This window comes from Flavobacterium glycines (assembly GCF_900100165.1).
In the GTDB taxonomy this organism is placed as follows: Bacteria; Bacteroidota; Bacteroidia; order Flavobacteriales; family Flavobacteriaceae; genus Flavobacterium; species Flavobacterium glycines.
In genome coordinates this window covers 626,867-645,022 of the sequence record NZ_FNEO01000001.1, presented here as the reverse complement: position 1 = coordinate 645,022, position 18,156 = coordinate 626,867, and the positions used below count along the sequence as shown (strand labels likewise).

The 18,156-nt window shown below is 35.6% G+C and carries 10 protein-coding genes; 5 read left to right on the top strand and 5 right to left on the bottom strand.

Annotation, left to right across the window (positions count from 1 at the left end):
- Positions 1 to 86: 86 nt before the first annotated feature.
- The 5 genes from BLR17_RS02365 to BLR17_RS02345 form a co-directional block, all read right to left on the bottom strand.
- Positions 87 to 3,038: a PorP/SprF family type IX secretion system membrane protein gene (locus BLR17_RS02365; RefSeq protein ID WP_074517114.1), complete on the bottom strand. Its 2,952-nt coding sequence runs from the start codon at positions 3,036 to 3,038 to the stop codon at positions 87 to 89.
- Positions 3,039 to 3,041: 3 nt separating this feature from the next.
- Positions 3,042 to 4,487 (bottom strand): T9SS type B sorting domain-containing protein, encoded by a 1,446-nt coding sequence (locus tag BLR17_RS02360; RefSeq protein WP_066328106.1) that lies wholly within the window; start codon positions 4,485 to 4,487, stop codon positions 3,042 to 3,044.
- A 73-nt stretch (positions 4,488 to 4,560) separates the two neighbouring features.
- Complete coding sequence (locus tag BLR17_RS02355; RefSeq protein WP_066328109.1) at positions 4,561 to 5,850, bottom strand: hypothetical protein; 1,290 nt, start codon at positions 5,848 to 5,850, stop codon at positions 4,561 to 4,563.
- 108 nt (positions 5,851 to 5,958) lie between these two features.
- Positions 5,959 to 6,402: a hypothetical protein gene (locus tag BLR17_RS02350; RefSeq protein ID WP_066328111.1), complete on the bottom strand. Its 444-nt coding sequence runs from the start codon at positions 6,400 to 6,402 to the stop codon at positions 5,959 to 5,961.
- 358 nt (positions 6,403 to 6,760) lie between these two features.
- Complete coding sequence (locus BLR17_RS02345; RefSeq protein ID WP_245683108.1) at positions 6,761 to 7,594, bottom strand: helix-turn-helix domain-containing protein; 834 nt, start codon at positions 7,592 to 7,594, stop codon at positions 6,761 to 6,763.
- Positions 7,595 to 7,886: 292 nt separating this feature from the next.
- Here BLR17_RS02345 and BLR17_RS02340 point away from each other — a divergent pair, with 292 nt between their 5' ends.
- The 5 genes from BLR17_RS02340 to BLR17_RS16395 are packed head-to-tail and all read left to right on the top strand — an operon-like array spanning position 7,887 to position 18,151.
- Positions 7,887 to 9,530, top strand: a complete 1,644-nt coding sequence (locus tag BLR17_RS02340) for an alpha-L-fucosidase (RefSeq protein WP_066328119.1) — start codon at positions 7,887 to 7,889, stop codon at positions 9,528 to 9,530.
- 46 nt (positions 9,531 to 9,576) lie between these two features.
- The gene (locus BLR17_RS02335; protein ID WP_083189376.1) at positions 9,577 to 11,088 is read left to right on the top strand and encodes an alpha-L-fucosidase; all 1,512 of its coding nucleotides are present in this window, start codon (positions 9,577 to 9,579) and stop codon (positions 11,086 to 11,088) included.
- Between the two features lie 35 nt (positions 11,089 to 11,123).
- A complete protein-coding gene (locus tag BLR17_RS02330) occupies positions 11,124 to 13,049 on the top strand; it encodes a glycoside hydrolase family 97 protein (protein ID WP_066328125.1) in 1,926 nt (641 codons plus the stop codon).
- Between the two features lie 38 nt (positions 13,050 to 13,087).
- Positions 13,088 to 15,541, top strand: a complete 2,454-nt coding sequence (locus tag BLR17_RS16400) for a glycoside hydrolase family 95 protein (protein ID WP_066328128.1) — start codon at positions 13,088 to 13,090, stop codon at positions 15,539 to 15,541.
- A 24-nt stretch (positions 15,542 to 15,565) separates the two neighbouring features.
- Entirely contained in the window at positions 15,566 to 18,151 is a 2,586-nt protein-coding gene (locus tag BLR17_RS16395) for a glycoside hydrolase family 2 protein (RefSeq protein ID WP_066328130.1), read from the top strand.
- Positions 18,152 to 18,156 lie beyond the last annotated feature (5 nt).

Sequence of the window (18,156 nt, the reverse complement as noted above, 5' to 3'; positions counted from 1 at the left end):
ACTAATATTGGTTTTCAGGGGCATGAAAACCAATATCAGTACAAAACTGTGTTTATTTATTTTTAAATAGTACCGTCTTTTTTAAATCAATTATTTTCTATTTTAACTATTGATAATTTAGCATTATATAATTTGTTGTCTTTATTTTTTAAGGCATTTTTGGCTTCATCTATAGTGTCAAATTTTTGATAATAAATGAAATATTTACTCGTATTTACATCATAAAAGAAATCAACGTTAGATTGTCCTGAAGCAACTGTTTTTGTTAAAAACTGGTCTCTTTTAGTCACATCATTATGCACAGCAAGAATTAAATAATAACCGTTTTCTGTGTGTTTGACATTCTTGACAATTTGCATTGAAGATTGTTCTTCACCATAATCAAAATCTTCCGCTTTTAACGGAGCTGCACTAAAAGGAGTTTTCTCCTTAATTTGGTTTAATGTTGTTCTGTCTTTTGCATATCTTTCCTGATCGTTTTCAAATGATGCACGTTTGATTCTTCTTTTCTTCTCTATTTCGGTTTCCGAGTTTATTTTTTCCAAAGAAGCATTTAGATTTTGAATGGATTGTCCAACTTCCAATTGCTCTCTTTTTAATCTGTCCAGAGTTTCACGATAGAATTGATTGTACTCATCGTTTTTATCAGATACTTTTTTAAGCCTTAAAAGGTATATGCGTTCTAATTCGTTGATTTTTTCTTTTTGGCTGTTGCTAACTTGCTCTAGTTCGGTTTTTAATGATTCCAAAGCTTTGTTTTCGGCCGAAACACTTTTAAATGGTTTTGGAGCTTTAAAAATACCTTTCTCGCTTAAGTCATTTTCTTCTTTTAAATCTTTAAGGTCTTTATCTTTTATAGCAACAGTTTCGTTAAATCTTTTTAATAAATCCTGTTGGTTATTCTTTATTTCTTTAATCATTCCTGCTAAATTATCCATCGATTTAGCGTTTTCGTCGTTTTGAGGAGTTATAGGTTTTCCTTTCGCCAATGCGTCGGCCTTCGCTTTTTCTTCGGCATCGAGTTTCGCTTTCGCTAATGCATCTGCTTTCGCTTTTTCTTCGGCATCGAGTTTTGCTTTCGCCAATGCGTCGGCCTTCGCTTTTTCATCAGCAGCTAGTTTTGCTTTGGCCAATGCGTCGGCCTTCGCTTTTTCATCAGCAGCTAGTTTTGCTTTGGCCAATGCATCTGCCTTCGCTTTTTCATCAGCAGCTAGTTTTGCTTTCGCTAATGCATCGGCTTTTGCTTTTTCTTCGGCATCGAGTTTCGCTTTCGCTAATGCGTCAGCCTTCGCTTTTTCTTCGGCATCGAGTTTTGCTTTCGCTAATGCGTCAGCCTTCGCTTTTTCATCAGTGGCTAATTTCGCTTTGGCCAATGCATCTGCTTTTGCTTTTTCTTCGGCAGCTAGTTTTGCTTTCGCTAATGCGTCAGCTTTAGCCTTTTCTTTGGCATCGAGTTTTGCTTTCGTTAATGTGTCGGCTTTTGCTTTTTCATCAGCGGCTAATTTCGCTTTCTCATCAGCGGCTAGTTTTGCTTTCGCCAATGCATCTGCTTTCGCTTTTTCTTCGGCTGCTAGTTTTGCTTTCGCCAATGCATCAGCCTTCGCTTTTTCATCAGCGGCTAGTTTTGCTTTTGCCAATGCATCTGCTTTTGTTTTATTATCGGTAACAATTTTTGTTTGAGTTGGTACTGATGTAACTGCTGACTTCGTATTGGTTTTAGCTGCTGTTAAAGCGTTTTGTCGGGCTTGTATTAATGAATCATTTTTAGCCTTGGCTTTGGCTTTAATTTCTGCATAGGCTTTTTGTCTTGCTTTTAATATTGAATCGGCTTTAGCATTAGCGTTTTCTCTTAATTTGGCGTTAGCAGCCTGTTTTGCCTGAACTATTGTTTCGGTTTTTGTTTTAGTTTCAGCAAGTTGTTTGATTTTCGCTAAAGAATCAGCTTTAGCTTTTGCAGCAGCCATTTGTTTTAATTTTTCCTGTCTTTTCGCTTCCTGTTCGGCTTTTAATTTTTGATCGTTTTTAGCAGGAGTAACTTTGGACTGTTTTGATTTTACAGGAACGTATTTTCTGTTGTTTGCTGATGGAATAATGGCTCCTTCGTCGTCATCATCATCGCCGTAGTCAAATGTTTTGTTTTTGAATTTATAGGCAAAAACGATTTCATGTGAAGGTCCGAAATTGGACAGATTGCCTGTTCCTTTTTCAAAATTGTATTCAATTGAAATCTTATTTGAAATATTCAATCCAACGCCCGCAGACATTCCGTAAACAGAGTTATAGCCGGCCTGAGCCCAAACCCCATTAGGAATATTAAATTGTACCAAACCCGAAATAACCGTTTTGTCTTTTTTGAATTCGGATTTAACTAAGGCCGAAAATTTACTTTTGTCAAAAAAACCATAGGTGTCCAGATAGCCTGTGTGCATGATATGCGCCTCGATGCTTTTTTCGGGATCGTCTGCTATAGTTTTGGAAGTCTTAAGATTGTATAAAATGAGATTGTTGATTGAAACCCCAAAATCAAGGAATGCGGTTCCGTAATTGATTCCGGGATTTACGGTAAGTAACGCATTAGAAGGAATGTTGTCTAAGGACGGATCAGGATAATTAGTAATTATCTTTCCTTTGTTGATTCCGCTTTTGTAAAAGCCAACATTTAATCCAAATGTCAAATTGCTGTCTTCTTCAAGCATAATGTTTTGGGCAAAATTGGCAACACCTCCAAAAGTGGTGAGCACACCATAGTTTTGCTGAAATAAACCTAAAGCAACGCCTTGATTTTCGGTAATTCTGCCGGAATATCCAAATAAGTAAGTTTGTGGGGCATTGTCAAATTGCGCCCATTGTCTTTTTGTATAAAAACTGATATATGAACTTTGTTCCCGAACAAAGCTGAATGCTGGGTTGATTAGGTATCGGTTAAATTTTAAAGAATTTCGAATTGGGAGTCTAAAAGATACTACACCGTCTTCCTGACAGGAAACTTGTTGAAATGAACAAAGGATTATACCGATTATTAAAAGAATATTTCTCATATATTATTTAATAATCGTTACAGATCCTTTTCTTGTTTGGCCATCTTTTGTGGTAATTATATAATAATATACCGGATTTACATTTTTGAAGTTAGTTGCATTTTCCGGCCAATTATTTTGATAATTATTTGTTCTGAGTACGATTTCTCCAATAGCGCTAATTATTAAAACTTCTGTTTCGGTTCCACTGGTATATTCCTGAGGTATAATCCAGGTGTCATTCACTCCGTCATTATTAGGGCTAATTAAATTGGGAATTTCGGTAGCATTAGAATTCATTAAAGCTTGAACTGTAAAAGTTAGTTCTTCAGAGGAAACACAGCCCGATGTTTGTGAAACAACTACTTTATAATTTCCGGTTGTATTTACATCATAGTTGCTTCCGTTTGCATTAGGTATAATGTTGTTATTTAAATACCATTTGTATTCAGGATTAGAAGCAGATGATGTTACAGATACTGATAAAGTTTCTGCTGATTCCGTATCAATATAGTTTGTAGCAGGAATATTAATGCTGCTGCTAAAAGAATAGGTTTTTAAATCTATAGAAGCATTGGCAACACAACCGCCATAATTAACGGTTACACTGTAGAGTCCGGACTGATTCGTAATGTAACTTTGATTGGTTGCTCCGGATATGATTTTGTTGTCTTTGTACCATTGATAACTGTTTCCGCTAACTGTGGTTAGAGTTGTACTGCCTTGATTAGAACAAAATGGATTTCCTAAACTGGATGTAATTGTGGTGCTGGTTGCGCTGGTTGCTTCGTTAACGGTTACTTTATTCGAATAAGAATCAGACGTACAGGAGCCATAATTGGTTTTTACATAGTAGGTTCCGGGCTGACTTACAGTGAGAGTTTGTCCTGTTGCAATGGGAGTCAAACTCGGTTCTTTGTACCAATTGTATGTTAAAGACGGATATTTTAAAGGGGAATCATTGGTTCCTGTACCAGGATTGTCAATAGTTAGCAGATAACTTCCGCCGGCACAATAAGTAGCTGTTGATTTAAAATTATTTATGGTGAATTGTGAATCCTGAATTTTGTAATAGGCAGAAAAAGCCAATGAATTAGAACTACTGGCTACCGGGCCAGTACTTTTTATGCGTATTTTATATTGTTCTCCGGCTGTATTTGTTGGAACCGAAAAAGATATTGTTGCAGGAGAAGTGGTAACAGCTCCGGGATTAGTGGTGGCCAGTATTGTTGGGTTGCTAAAAAAGCCAGTTGCATCAGAAAGTTCTACAATGAATTGATTTGTAGGGCTTAATGATGCAGACGGTGAAAAGGTAAAACTTACACTAAAGGTGTTGAAAGATGAATTGGCACAAATTTGACTAAATTGCAAAGAAGGATTACCAATAGAGAATTGTGCGTAAACACTGCTTCTCGACGGTAAAAGAAATAATATGAAACAGAAAAAAAAGATTGGGGTAATTTTGTTCATATTCTTAGCAGTTTTTAGTTATACTACTCAACTACATTAAGAGTTATAGTAACGGGTTTGTGTCTTAAAAATATTAATCATCATTAGAGGCGGTAATATTTCCAATACGCAATCTATAGTCTGGGATTTTTTCGTTAGCAAAATCGATGAATGTATCTGCGTTGTTACCTTTGGAATAAACATTGAAAAAAATGCTGTTTCCATACCAGTTTTCTAAATCTTCATTGTTTTCATTGAATTCTGTGAAAATATTTCCTTTACATGAATTAAAATACATTGCTTCAAAACGTATTTTTTGTAAATTTTCCTGGTTAACAGCAATTTTATCGCTCAGTATCACAGCCGGATTAAAGCCGGATATTACTGTTTTTTCGAAATTAATTGCGGCATTTTCGCCTATGTAAACAGCTTCTTTAATTAAGCCGGACTGTATGTCGGTTTCTATATTGTTGCTGTTGTTTATTAGGGTTAAATTAGAAGCAGTAACCAGGGTTTGATTTTTAGAAAAATCTACTTCTTCTTTTTTGTCATAAGAAGCAACATTAATACATCTGGCACCTAAACTACTGGTTAAATACGAAGAACGGATGGCTAATGAATTGCTGATTTTACATTGTGTACCGTAGTTGAATTTATAATCATCCCTGTTGCATTTGAAAGACACCATTTTTTTTAATTTTAGATCGCCTCCAAATATTTCAAAAGAATCTCCGGCAGCATAACTTACCATGATGTTTTCAAGAATGGTCTTGTTGCCCACGCCTGCTAATAATAAGCCATTAAAATTTTCCTCTCCGCTTACTTTTTTTCCTGCAAATTCAATTCTGACAAATTTTAAAACTCCGGAATTACTCTCTGCGTTGTTGCCACCATAATTGGTTAACGAAGTGTCCAGTCCTAAATTTACTGATGAAGAGTTTCCAAACTTATTGATAGGGGCATCACCCAGAATTATTAATCCTCCCCAGTCTCCGGCTTTTTTAATGCTTTTATTAGAAGTAAAAACAATTGGATCTGTCTCAAGTCCATCGGCAATTATTGTGGCTCCTTTTGTGATAATCAAAGCGGCATTTGATTGAGAGTCGCCAATAATAGTTGTCCCGGGTTCTATTGTTAATGTTGCATTATTAGTAACATAGACATTTCCCTGGAGGATGTATTTGTTCTTTTTAATCAGCTTGGTATTTACAGAAATAGTACCTGTTAAAATCTGATTAGCTTCGCCATAATCTACTTTATTTGGTCTGAATTCTGTCCAGTTATTTAGCCAATTATTTGAACCAGTTATTCCTTTTTCCTGTTGTGCGTTTGCCCCTAAAACTACCAAAAGGAATATGCTTAAAATTTGGGTTACACTTTTCATGGGATTTAAAGTTTAAATGATTAAATTAAATTGTTGTAAAATTGAGGCTTGTAGTTTTATTGTGAGGCTTTTCGTGATTTTGTAATTCTTTGCTTATATTGTTTTTAATTACATTTCATTGAATTCATGTAATGATTTTAAGGTGTTTTCGTAGAATAAAATAGCCGCTATTAGGTTTTTTGTATCTGAGTAAGGGGTCATTTTTCTTTGAAAAGCAACCGTAGTACTTAGAAAATCATTGGTGATTTCTTCCTGTTCAGCTAATACTTTTTTGTTCTCATTGTCATTAGGGATTCCTAAATCGGTCAATGTTACTCCTGGTTTTGTTGCCAAAGCGATATAAGGCAATGTTTTTACAAGAACGTTTATACGTTCAATGTATAATTCTAATAATTCTCCTTTTTTTAAGTTTTGTAGTTCTTTTAAATCATAATACTTTCTTATTGTTGCCGTAGTACTAATGATACTTTGGTTCGTTTTTTTGTCTTGAGCTGAGACAATATTCATAGCTACGAAAAAAAATAGGCAGAAAAAAAAGGCTTTACTTTTCATAAAATAGGATTAAAATTAATAATGCATAAACAAAAATATACAATTACTACTTTAAAACCTTATTTTTAGTTATAAAAAGATTACAAAACTTGAAAAAAAATGTATTTTGTCGGATAAATTTGTATTTTAAACGATATTTTTGAGTTCTAATATGCCTTGAGAAGTCCTTTAAAATGGTGTTTGTTAGTAATTTTTTGATAATGAATTACTTTTTAAGTAATGGATTTTAATTTATTACTAATTATCTTATTTTGTTGTAAAAGACTGTGTTGCCTTGTGAAAAAATAATCGTTTGGCGGCTTTTTCAGGTAGTTTTTAGGTGTGTAATAATTAGTTTTTCTTTTTTGTTCGGAACAATCTAATTTTTTAAGTAAAAATCATTTTGATTACGGTATTCTCCCGGAGTAAGGCTTACTATTTGTTTGAATATTTTTGAAAAGTGCGGCAAATTAGAAAAACCGGTATCCAGCGCAATTTCTAAAAGACTTTTAGTGGTTGTGGCAATAAGGTATTGCGCCCGTTCTATTTTTTTTTCGTGAATGTAGTTTAAAGGACGTTGTCCGGTATGGAGTTGAAATTGTTTCGAAAAATAATCCTGATTTTGATTCACTCTTTGGGCTAATTCGGCAACCGTCAGGTTTTTGTCTAAATGAAGCTGAATGTAGCTCATGCTGTCCAGAATTTTTGAGGGTGTGCTTTGTGGAGCATTTTGTTTGAAATTTGTATCGTTTAAAAATCTGGAAATTAATAAAAGCAGAATTCCTTGATTTTCAAATTTCAGATGCGTTTTCATAGTGTTGTTAAGAGAACGGTATTCTTTATAAAAAGCTTCTTTTTCATATTCTTTCGGATTGTTTGATCGGTTAATTCCTCTTCCGGGATTGCCCTGGAGCATTTTTTTGATTAGGATAATGTCGGTTTCAGTCGCAGCTAATTTCATTACATTTCTATTTTGACTAAATAATGAAATTCCATCGGGAGATTCTTCGAAAAACTGGATGAAATATTGGCTTAGATATTCTTCACAATTCAAATTACAAATTGTAAAACTCGGAATAAGATATAAGTAGCCGGGTTCCAAAATGATTTTTTCCGAACCGTTCGAAATAGAACCCATTCCTTCATCAATATAATATAATCGGTAGTAGGGGCTAATTACATTGTTGAAATTCCATTTGTGGTTAAGTTTCACATAATCAATGTGTAGTAAGGAAAAGGAATGTTTGAAAACATTTTTGGACATAATGATAAGAAAAGATGAAAAAATCGTTTTTGAATAATAAAAAATCGTTTTTGAATAAAATATATATGATGTTGTCAGTTTACATTTGTTTAAAAATAAAGCGTAAAAAAAACTAATAATCAAAATTATAACTAAAATATCTAGTTTAAAAATGCTTGAGCGGTTATTTTATTGTTTGATTTTAGTTTTAAAAAAATATAAGAAATCGGAAATATATAAAACACTATCTAAATTGTAAAAAATGGAAAGAAGAAACGCTTTGAAATTAGGGATATCAGCATTAGCTGGACTCTATTTGTCGCCAATGTTAGGTTATTCGAAAATTTTAAATACCCCAGCTTTCAAAGGACCATTTGAACCAACATGGGATTCGTTAGAGAAATATCAGGTTCCGGATTGGTTTCGTGATGCTAAATTTGGAATGTGGGCACATTGGGGACCTCAGTGTGAACCTGAAGCAGGAGACTGGTACGGAAGAGGGATGTATGAAGAAGGTTCAAGGCAGTATAAATACCATTTGGAAAAGTATGGACATCCGTCAAAATTTGGATTCAAAGATGTAATCAATGTTTGGAAAGCCGATAAATGGAATCCGGAAGAATTGGTGAATTTGTATAAAGATTCCGGAGCCAAATATTTTATGGCAATGGCCAATCATCATGATAATTTAGATTTGTATGACAGCAAATACCAACCACAATGGAATTCGACTAAAGTTGGTCCTAAAAAAGATATCATTGCCGGATGGGAAAAAGCCGCCCGTAAAGCAGGATTACCTTTTGCCGTGAGTGTTCACGCTGCCCATGCCTGGAATTGGTTTGATACTGCTCAGGGTGCTGATAAAAATGGACCTTTAGCAGGAGTGCCTTATGATGGAAAACTAACTAAAGCGGATGGAAAAGGAACCTGGTGGGAAGGTTTGGATCCTCAGGATTTGTATGCACAAAATCACCCCTTAAGTGTAAAAACTTCAGATAGAGCATCGGTGCATAGTCAGTGGGATTGGGCAGACGGAGCTTCAGTACCATCATCAGCTTATTGTGAAAAATTCCACGACAGAACAATTGATCTGATTGAGAAATACAATCCGGATATGATTTATTTTGACGATACAGCATTACCATTGTGGCCTGTGAGTGATGCAGGTTTACGTATTGCAGCGCATATGTATAATAAAAGTTTGCAAAAAAATAAAACGGTTCAGACAGTTATTACGGGTAAAATTCTAACCGAACAACAACGTAAAACGATGGTTTGGGATATCGAAAAAGGGCAAAGTAACAATATCGAGCCTTTGCCCTGGCAAACCGATACCTGCATTGGAAACTGGCATTATGATCGTGGTGTTTACAATAACAAACGATACAAATCGGCTAAAACAGTTATTCATACGCTGGTAGATGTGGTGAGTAAAAACGGAAATTTGATGTTGAATATTCCGGTGCGTGGCGATGGAAGTATCGATGAGTTAGAACGAGAAATCGTAAAAGAAATCGGTGTTTGGATGAAGTTGAACAGTAAAAGTATTTATGGTACGCGTCCCTGGAAAGTATTTGGCGAAGGCCCACAACAAGCAAGTGCCGGAGCTTTGACTGCTCAGGGATTCAACGAAGGGAAAGGGAAACCTTATACAGCCGAAGATATTCGTTTTGCTCAAAAAGATAACAAACTGTATGCTACGGTAATGGCCTGGCCGGAGAATGGCGTGGCTGCTATAAAAAGTTTAGGGAAATCAAATCCAAATCATACTGAGAAAATAAGACAAATAAAATTAGTAAGTACAGGAGAAAAATTGAAGTTTAAACAAACTGAACAGGCTCTTGAAGTGTATTTCCCAAGTCAAAAACCGGAAGCTTCGTATGCTAATGCTTTGGAAATTGTTTAAAATTTGAATAGTCTCGTTAAAACGAATTAATAATAAATTTAGCCAAATGAGAAGATTTTTCAAAGTGTTAATGATTGTAACAATATTAAGTCAGACAGTTGAGAGTCTACATGCACAAAATCAACCTTCGCCTCCAAGAGTTACAATTGAGCTCCCAGGCGGAAAGGCTGCGGCTATCCCGAAAGGGCCCTATAAGCCAACATGGGAATCTATAAAAGAAAATTATAGTACTCCGGAATGGTTTTTAGATGGAAAATTTGGAATTTTTATTCATTATGGAGTATATACTGTTGCTGCACATGCAAGTGAATGGTATCCGCGTCATATGTATAGCAATCCGGAAGTTCAGCGTTGGCATACAGAACATTTTGGAGGAACTGTAGATAAAATAGGCTACAAAGATTTAATTCCATTGTTTAAAATGGAGCAATTCAATGCTCAGGAGTGGGCCGATTTATTTGAAGCATCCGGAGCTAAATATGTGGTACCAACAGCTGAGCACCATGATGGATTTGCAATGTACGACAGTAAACTTACTAAATGGGACTCAAAAGATATGGGACCTAAAATTGATTTTATAGGCGAATTAAGTAAAGCTGTTCGTAAAAAGGGTTTAAAATTTGGAGTATCAAACCACAGAATGGAGCATTGGGATTTTATGTATCCAAAACTCGGTACGAAAACAGATTTATTTGATCCTGCTTATGCTGATTTTTATGGACCTCCTCAGCCGGAGCCTGTGCGTAAACCAGCAGTAGGTGGAGAAGAAGTGATAGAAGATCAGATTTATGCACCCCAAAGTCAGGCTTTTTTGGAAGAATGGTTGGCTCGTTGTCAGGAATTAGTCGATAAATACAAGCCCGATATGTTTTGGTTTGACAATGGTGTAAACAGCAGAAGTTTAGATGCTGTAAAATTACGTTTTGCTGCCTATTATTACAACAGGGCGGCACAATGGAAGAAGCCCGTGTCTATAAGTACAAAAAGTGATGCTTATCTTTCAGGCAGTATTCGTGATTTTGAACGTCAAGGAAGAGCACCAAAAGAGCTTACGGATTACGTATGGCAAGTAGATGACCCTATTGGCGATAAGTTTGGTTATGTAGAGGGAATGAAACTAAGCAATTCAGCAATAATAATCAGAAGATTGATCGAGAATGTGAGCCGTAATGGTAATCTCATGTTGAATATTTCTCCAAAAAGTGATGGTACTATTCCACAAGAACAAAAAGAAATTCTTTTAGGAGTAGGTTCCTGGCTTAAAATAAATGGTGATGGAATTTATGGAACAAGAGCCTGGAAAAAATATGGTGAAGGAGTAATACGATTTACATCCAAAAATAAAAATTTATATGCTATTTGTCTTAAATGGTCATCTGAACCGATTTTTATTGCGTCTTTGCCAATTATTGAAGGTAAAGTTCGGAAAATTTCTTTGTTAGGTTTCCCAAATGAATTAGAATTTGAACAGAATGAACAGGGACTTAAAATTATTTTGCCAAAAGAAAAAATTACTGAAAATCCCTTTACTTTAAAAATAGAAGGAATTAACCTCTGAAAATATTTTTTAATCACAAAACCGAATAAGAAACAATGAAATACATTGGTTTAATTGTATGTCTATTTATTTCAAGCATATTTTCAATAAATGCTCAGGAAATTTTGTCGCCAAATAAAAAGATTAAGGTGATTGTTACTGCGGATAATAACTCTTTTGGACAAGTATCTTTTAAGATTTTGTATAAAAACAAATTAGAATATATTGAAGTACTGCCCAATTCACCTATGGGTATTGTCAGAGATGATCAGCAGTTTACGGATAACCTGAAACTGGTAGATGCATCTAAAGTTAAAGAGGTGAACCAAAAATATGAAATGATTGCTGGTAAGCGAAAACTTTGCGCTAATCAGGGTGTTGAGAAAGTTTTTAAATATGTAAATTCAAATAACAAACCTCTGAATATTGTTTTTAGGGTTTATAATGATGGTGTAGCATTTCGTTATGAATTCACCGATAAAATAGATGCATTAGTAAATGTCATAGACGAGATGACAACTTATGTTTTTCCATCGACTACTAATCGTTGGTTGCAGTCCTATACAGAATCGTATGAAGATTTTTTCCCTTTTTCAGACAGCGGAAAAGCAAATAACAATAAGCAGGAATGGGGATTTCCGGCTTTATTCAAAGTAAATAATAATCCTGTTTGGGTATTGATTTCGGAAGCAAATAGTACAGAAAATAATTGCGCTGCAAGATTGAGTAATTTGAAAAATCCGAATGAATACAAAGTAAGTTATGCTTCCCCCAGAGATAATTTCAAACAAACAGGAGTTAAAACAATGTTGCCATGGAATTCACAATGGCATACTTTGATAATTGGTCAATTGTCTGATGTGGTTGAATCGACTTTAATTATGGATGTTAGTGAACCAAATCAATTAAAAGAAACGGATTGGATAAAACCAGGGCCAGTTTCCTGGATTTATTGGGCGTATAATAGAGGTTCTAAGGATTATCAAAAAGTGGTTGAATACACTGACTTGGCTGTAGCAATGAAATGGCCTTATGTGCTTATTGACTGGGAGTGGGATGTTATGACTAACGGTGGAGATATAATAGCTGCTGTAAATTATGCCAAAAGCAAAGGAATTAAACCTTTGATATGGTATAATTCAGGTACATCCTGGCTTGAACCAACTCCAAATGACCGTATGTTAACAGCTGAAAAAAGAGCTAAAGAATTGGCCTGGCTTAAAGAAATTGGAATATATGGTATTAAAGTTGATTTTTTTGCCGGAGACCAACAGGATATGATGAAGCTTTATCTTGATATTTTGAAAGATGCTGCAAAATACCAAATAATGGTGAATTTTCATGGAGCTACAGTTCCAAGAGGGTGGGCTAGAACCTATCCGAACTTAATGACAACTGAAGCAGTTTACGGTGCCGAATGGTATAACAATAAACCAACACTTACCAATAAGGCTGCGGAACATAATGCTACGCTGCCTTTTACTCGAAATGTAATTGGTTCTATGGATTATACTCCGGTAACTTTTTCAAATTCGCAGCATCCTCATATTACTTCTTATGGGCATGAACTGGCATTGTCAGTTGTTTTTGAATCAGCTTTACAGCATTTTGCCGATAGGCCGGAAGCTTATAATAGTTTGCCTGTAGAGCCTAAAGAATTTCTCAAAAAAGTTCCAGTAACTTGGGATGAGACCAAACTTGTTGATGGTTATCCCGGAGAAAAAGTTATTATGGCTCGAAAAAAAGGAAATCAATGGTATTTAGGGGGACTTAATGGTAAAGATGAAAAGCAAACATTAAAAATTGATTTTGGTTTTTTAGATAAGGCTAATTATAAATTAAAGCTCATTAAGGATGGGGTAAACGACAAATCTTTTGATGTGGAAATTATCAATGTAAAAAAAGGAGCTGTTTTAAATGTTGAATGTCTTCCAAGAGGTGGATTTGTAGCTGTTTTAGAAAAACAAAAGGAGAAGAATTAGAAAAAATCTAAAGGGGTTAAATTTAATAAGTATTGCAAATGAGAATAGGACTTAATGTATTGTTGTTGTTAACTGTTTCGACAATGAGCGTCGCCCAGCAAAATCTTAAACTTTGGTATGATAAACCTGCAACAAAGTGGGTAGAGGCTTTACCAATAGGAAATGGGCAAATTGGGGCAATGGTTTTTGGCGGAGTGGAAAATGAATTAATTCAGTTGAATGAAGGATCATTGTGGTCAGGTGGTCCGCAGAAGAAAAATGTAAATCCTGATGCATATAAAAATTTGCAGCCAATTAGAGAAGCATTACAAAAAGAGGATTATCAGCTTGCAACAGATTTATGCAAAAAAATGCAGGGCTATTACAGCGAAAGTTTTCTGCCACTTGGCGATTTGAAAATTAATCAAAATTTTAATGGTGTTAAACCCACAGAATATTACAGGGATTTAAATTTAAATAATGCTACTACAACTACACGTTTCAAGGTAAATGGTATTGAATATGTTAGGGAAATGTTTATTTCTGCTCCTAATAATGTGATGGTTGTAAGATTTACAGCCTCAAAACCTAAAGCGCTTACATTAGATATTGATTTAAGTAGTGCTCTAGCCAAAACAGTACTTCCTAAAGGGAATAATCAATTGGTTATGAGTGGAAAAGCGCCAAGTCGTGTTGATCCAAGTTATTATAATCCTAAAGATCGTGAACCTATTTTATGGGCGGATACAAGTGGATGTAACGGAATGCGTTTTCAGTCAAATGTAAAAACAGTATTGAAAGACGGTGTTGTAAAAGCAGATAAAAATGGGCTTCACGTTTTTAAAGCTACAGAGGTTGTTATTTATCTGACTGCTGCTACCAGTTTTAATGGTTTTGATAAATGTCCGGATTCTCAAGGGAAAGATGAAAAAGCCATTGCGTCAAATTTATTACTCAAAGCTGAAAAACTTCCGTATGCTAAGTTAAAAGAGAAACATATTGTCGATTATCAAAATTACTTTAACAGAGTAAGTTATGATTTGTCAAATAATTTGACGGATAAAAATCAACTGATGATGCCTACGGATGAGCGTATAAAATCGTATTCTAAAGGAGCTATAGACCCGCAATTAGAAGGTTTATTTTATCAATATGGCCGTTATTTATTAATTGCTTCTTCTCGTGAAGGAGGACGTCCGGCAAATTTACAGGGTATTTGGAATAAAGAAATGCGTCCGCCTTGGAGTTCTAATTTCACAATTAATATTAATACACAAATGAATTATTGGTTGGCTGAACAAACAAACCTGTCCGAAATGCATAGGCCATTATTGGATTGGATAAAGGACTTGTCTAAAACAGGAAGTGTTACTGCAAATGAATATTACAAAGCCAAAGGCTGGGTAGCACATCATAATTCGGATATTTGGGGATTGAGTAATGCAGTAGGTGATGTGGGAGATGGGGAACCTACCTGGGCCAATTGGTATATGGGAGGAACCTGGCTTTGTCAACACCTGTGGGAGCATTATAGTTTTACCGGGGATAAAGAGTATTTAAGGACTAAGGCTTATCCCGTTATGAAAGAAGCGGCTTTGTTTTGTTTTGACTGGTTGATTGAAAAAGAGGGCTATTTGGTAACTGCCCCATCAACATCTCCTGAAAATGAGTTTAAAATTAATGGAAAAAATTATGCCGTTACAACAGCCGCTACTATGGATATGTCAATCTGTTGGGATTTATTTACAAATTTAATCGAAGCTACTAAGGTTCTTAATATAGATGATCAGTTTCGCAAAGAACTCATTGACAAGCGCGCTAAGTTATTTCCGTTAAGGATAGGCAGTAAGGGGCAATTGTTAGAATGGTCTAAAGAATATGAAGAATCAACCCCACATCAAAGACATGCTTCCCATATGTTTGGTTTGCATCCGGGAAATCAAATATCTGCTATAAATACACCTGATTTTGCAGCAGCATGTAAAAAATCATTAGAGCTCAGAGGAGACGAAGGTACGGGTTGGAGTAAAGCTTGGAAAATTAATTTTTGGGCGAGATTACGTGACGGAAATCATGCCTATAAAATGATACGGGATATTTTAAATTATACCGAAAAAACAGGAGGAGGAAGTGTAGGAGGAGTTTATGCTAATTTATTTGATGCGCATCCGCCATTTCAAATTGATGGTAATTTTGGTGCTACATCTGGTATGACAGAAATGGTATTACAAAGTCAGGAATTGTATTCAGATGACGAACAACCTTACAAAGATTTTTATGTGATTGATATATTGCCGGCTTTGCCGGATACCTGGGTTAATGGTTCCGTAAAAGGATTGAGAGCTCGTGGAGGATTTGAGGTAAGCATGGTTTGGGCTCACAAGAAAATAGAGCAGATTGCTATAAAAAGTGTTGGAGGAACAGCCGCTAAAATTCGCTATAATGGAAAAGTATTGGATTTAAAGATGTCAAATAATCAAACCCAAACTTTTACATCGACTGATTTTCGATAAGAAACCTTATATACTACATCATTTATGAAATTAATTCAGATAATCTTTTTTTTTACTCTTTTAATCAGTTTTCAAATCAATCTGGAAGCACAGACAGTCAGAAAAAATATTAACATCAATAGAGAGTGGAAATTCAAATTAGGAGATTATTCCAGTGCGGAAGTTGCTGGTTTTGACGATTCAAATTGGGAAAATATCGGAATTCCGCATTCATTTAGTATGCCTTATTATCAATCGGCTCAATTTTATAAAGGTTACGGTTGGTATCGTAAGTACATTGATATACCGGCTGAGTGGATTGGTAAAAGAATCAGTTTGGATTTTGAAGGAGCTTATCGTACAGCAGAAATTTTTGTAAATGGAGAATTAGTTGGAAAGCACAATTCTGGTTATACAGGTTTTGAAATTGATATAACGAAAGCGATTAAGACGGGTCGCAATGTTGTAGCGGTGCGTTTAAATAATTTGTGGGATTCCCGTGTAGCGCCCAGAGCAGGTGAGCATGTTTTTAGCGGAGGGATTTATAGGGATGTGAAATTAGTAGTTACTGATCCTTTGCATGTGGCATGGTACGGTACTTTTGTAACTACACCTAATGTTTCTGCCAAAGAAGCTACAGTAAATGTAAAGACAGAAGTAATAAATGAAAGAAAAGTTACGGTTGCTGCAACTGTAATTACTTTAATTATTGATAGTAAAGGTGCTGTGGTTGCAAAGTTTTCATCTGCTAAAACTATTGCTGCGGGCAAAACAGTGTTCTTTGATCAAACAAGTGCTGTTATTAAGAACCCAAAATTGTGGAGTCCCAAAACGCCAAACCTGTATAGCGTAAAGACAATCATCAAAACTAATGGTAAGGAGGTTGATGATTTTATTTCGCCATTAGGATTCCGGAGTATTAAATTCACTGCCGATAAAGGTTTTTTTCTTAACGGAGAGCGTTATTATTTTAAAGGTGCTAATGTACATCAGGATCGTGCCGGTTGGGGTGATGCCGTTACAAATAATGCTTTTTTGAGAGATATTAAAATGATGAAAGAAGCAGGTTTTGATTTTATCCGTGGATCGCATTATCCTCATGATCCCGCTTTTGTTGAAGCCTGTGATAAAGAAGGAATGTTATTTTGGTCCGAAGTGCCTTTTTGGGGTTCGGGAGGAACTCGTGAAGAAGGAGATTATGAAGGAAGTAATGCTTATCCAACAAATCCTGAAGATTGGGAAGCTTTCGATAAAAGTGTTTTGGAACAAATGACTGATATGATACGAATTCATCGTAATCATCCGTCAGTTATTGTTTGGAGTACCAGTAATGAACCTTTTTTTACAACTAAAGAAACCTTAGAACCAACCCGAAAGTTGTTAAAAAAAGAGGTTGATTTGGGGCATCAGTTGGATCCCACCCGTCCGGTAGCTATTGGCGGATGTCAACGCGGAGACATGGATAAAATCGGAGATATAGCAGGGTATAATGGTGATGGAGCCAGACTTTTTATAAATCCGGGTGTGGCCAGTGTAGTGAGTGAGTACGGTTCAACAGAAACTTTTCGTCCGGGAAAATATATACCTGGCTGGGGTGATTTGCCTTTGGGGCAAAATCAAGATAAAAGTAAAAAATACCCATGGCATTATGACTGGAGAAGCGGAGAGGCTATATGGTGCGGTTTTGATCATGGCAGTGTAGCTGGAAAGCGATTTGGCTCCATGGGAATTGTTGATTATGCACGAATACCTAAAAGATCCTATTATTGGTATCGTAATGAATATACCGGTGTAGCGGCACCTCCAGAGAGAGTTCAAGGCACAGCAGCAGCCATACAATTGACCACAGATAAGTCTGTAATTGTGAATGATGGAACAGATGATGCTCATTTGTTAGTAAGTATAGTAGATGGTGCAGGTGTTGGATTAAGTAATTCACCAGAGGTAAAATTGAGTATCGAATCCGGCCCGGGAGAATTCCCAACAGGAAGAACGATTACTTTTAATCCTAAATCAGATATAGAAATTATAGACGGATTAGCCGCTGCCGAATTTCGTTCTTATTTTGGTGGAGAGACGGTAATTAGAGCAACTTCTCAGGGATTAAAGGATGCGGTTGTAAAAATTATTACTAAAGGCTTACCGCAATTTACAGAGGGAAAATCTCCGGTAGTGATAAGCAGACCTTATGTTCCATTTACTGCAAATGATTCAAAAAACAGCATTAGTAGTTTTGGGTTGAACAATCCAACAAGAGCAAGTAATGAAATGGTTGAACATTCTTCCGGATTGGTTGGAGACGGAAATCCGGATACTTTTTGGCAGGCGGCAGATAATAAATCCGGTAACTGGTGGCAGGTAGATTTAGAACGAAATGTGAAAATGGAACAAATAAAATTGACCTTCCCGAAAGAAACTAAGTTGGGTTATAAAATTGAGACATTAAATACGGATAATCAATGGACAACAATTGTTGATTTGTCAAACACATCTTCTGCGAGTAAAGTTAGAATAGAAAAATTATCACAATCTGTTTCAGGACGTTTTATCAGGGTAACATTTACTAACATCCCCGAAGGGGAATCTGCTAAATTATCAGAATTAGAAGTTTTAGGTTCTATTCTGGAATAGTGAAT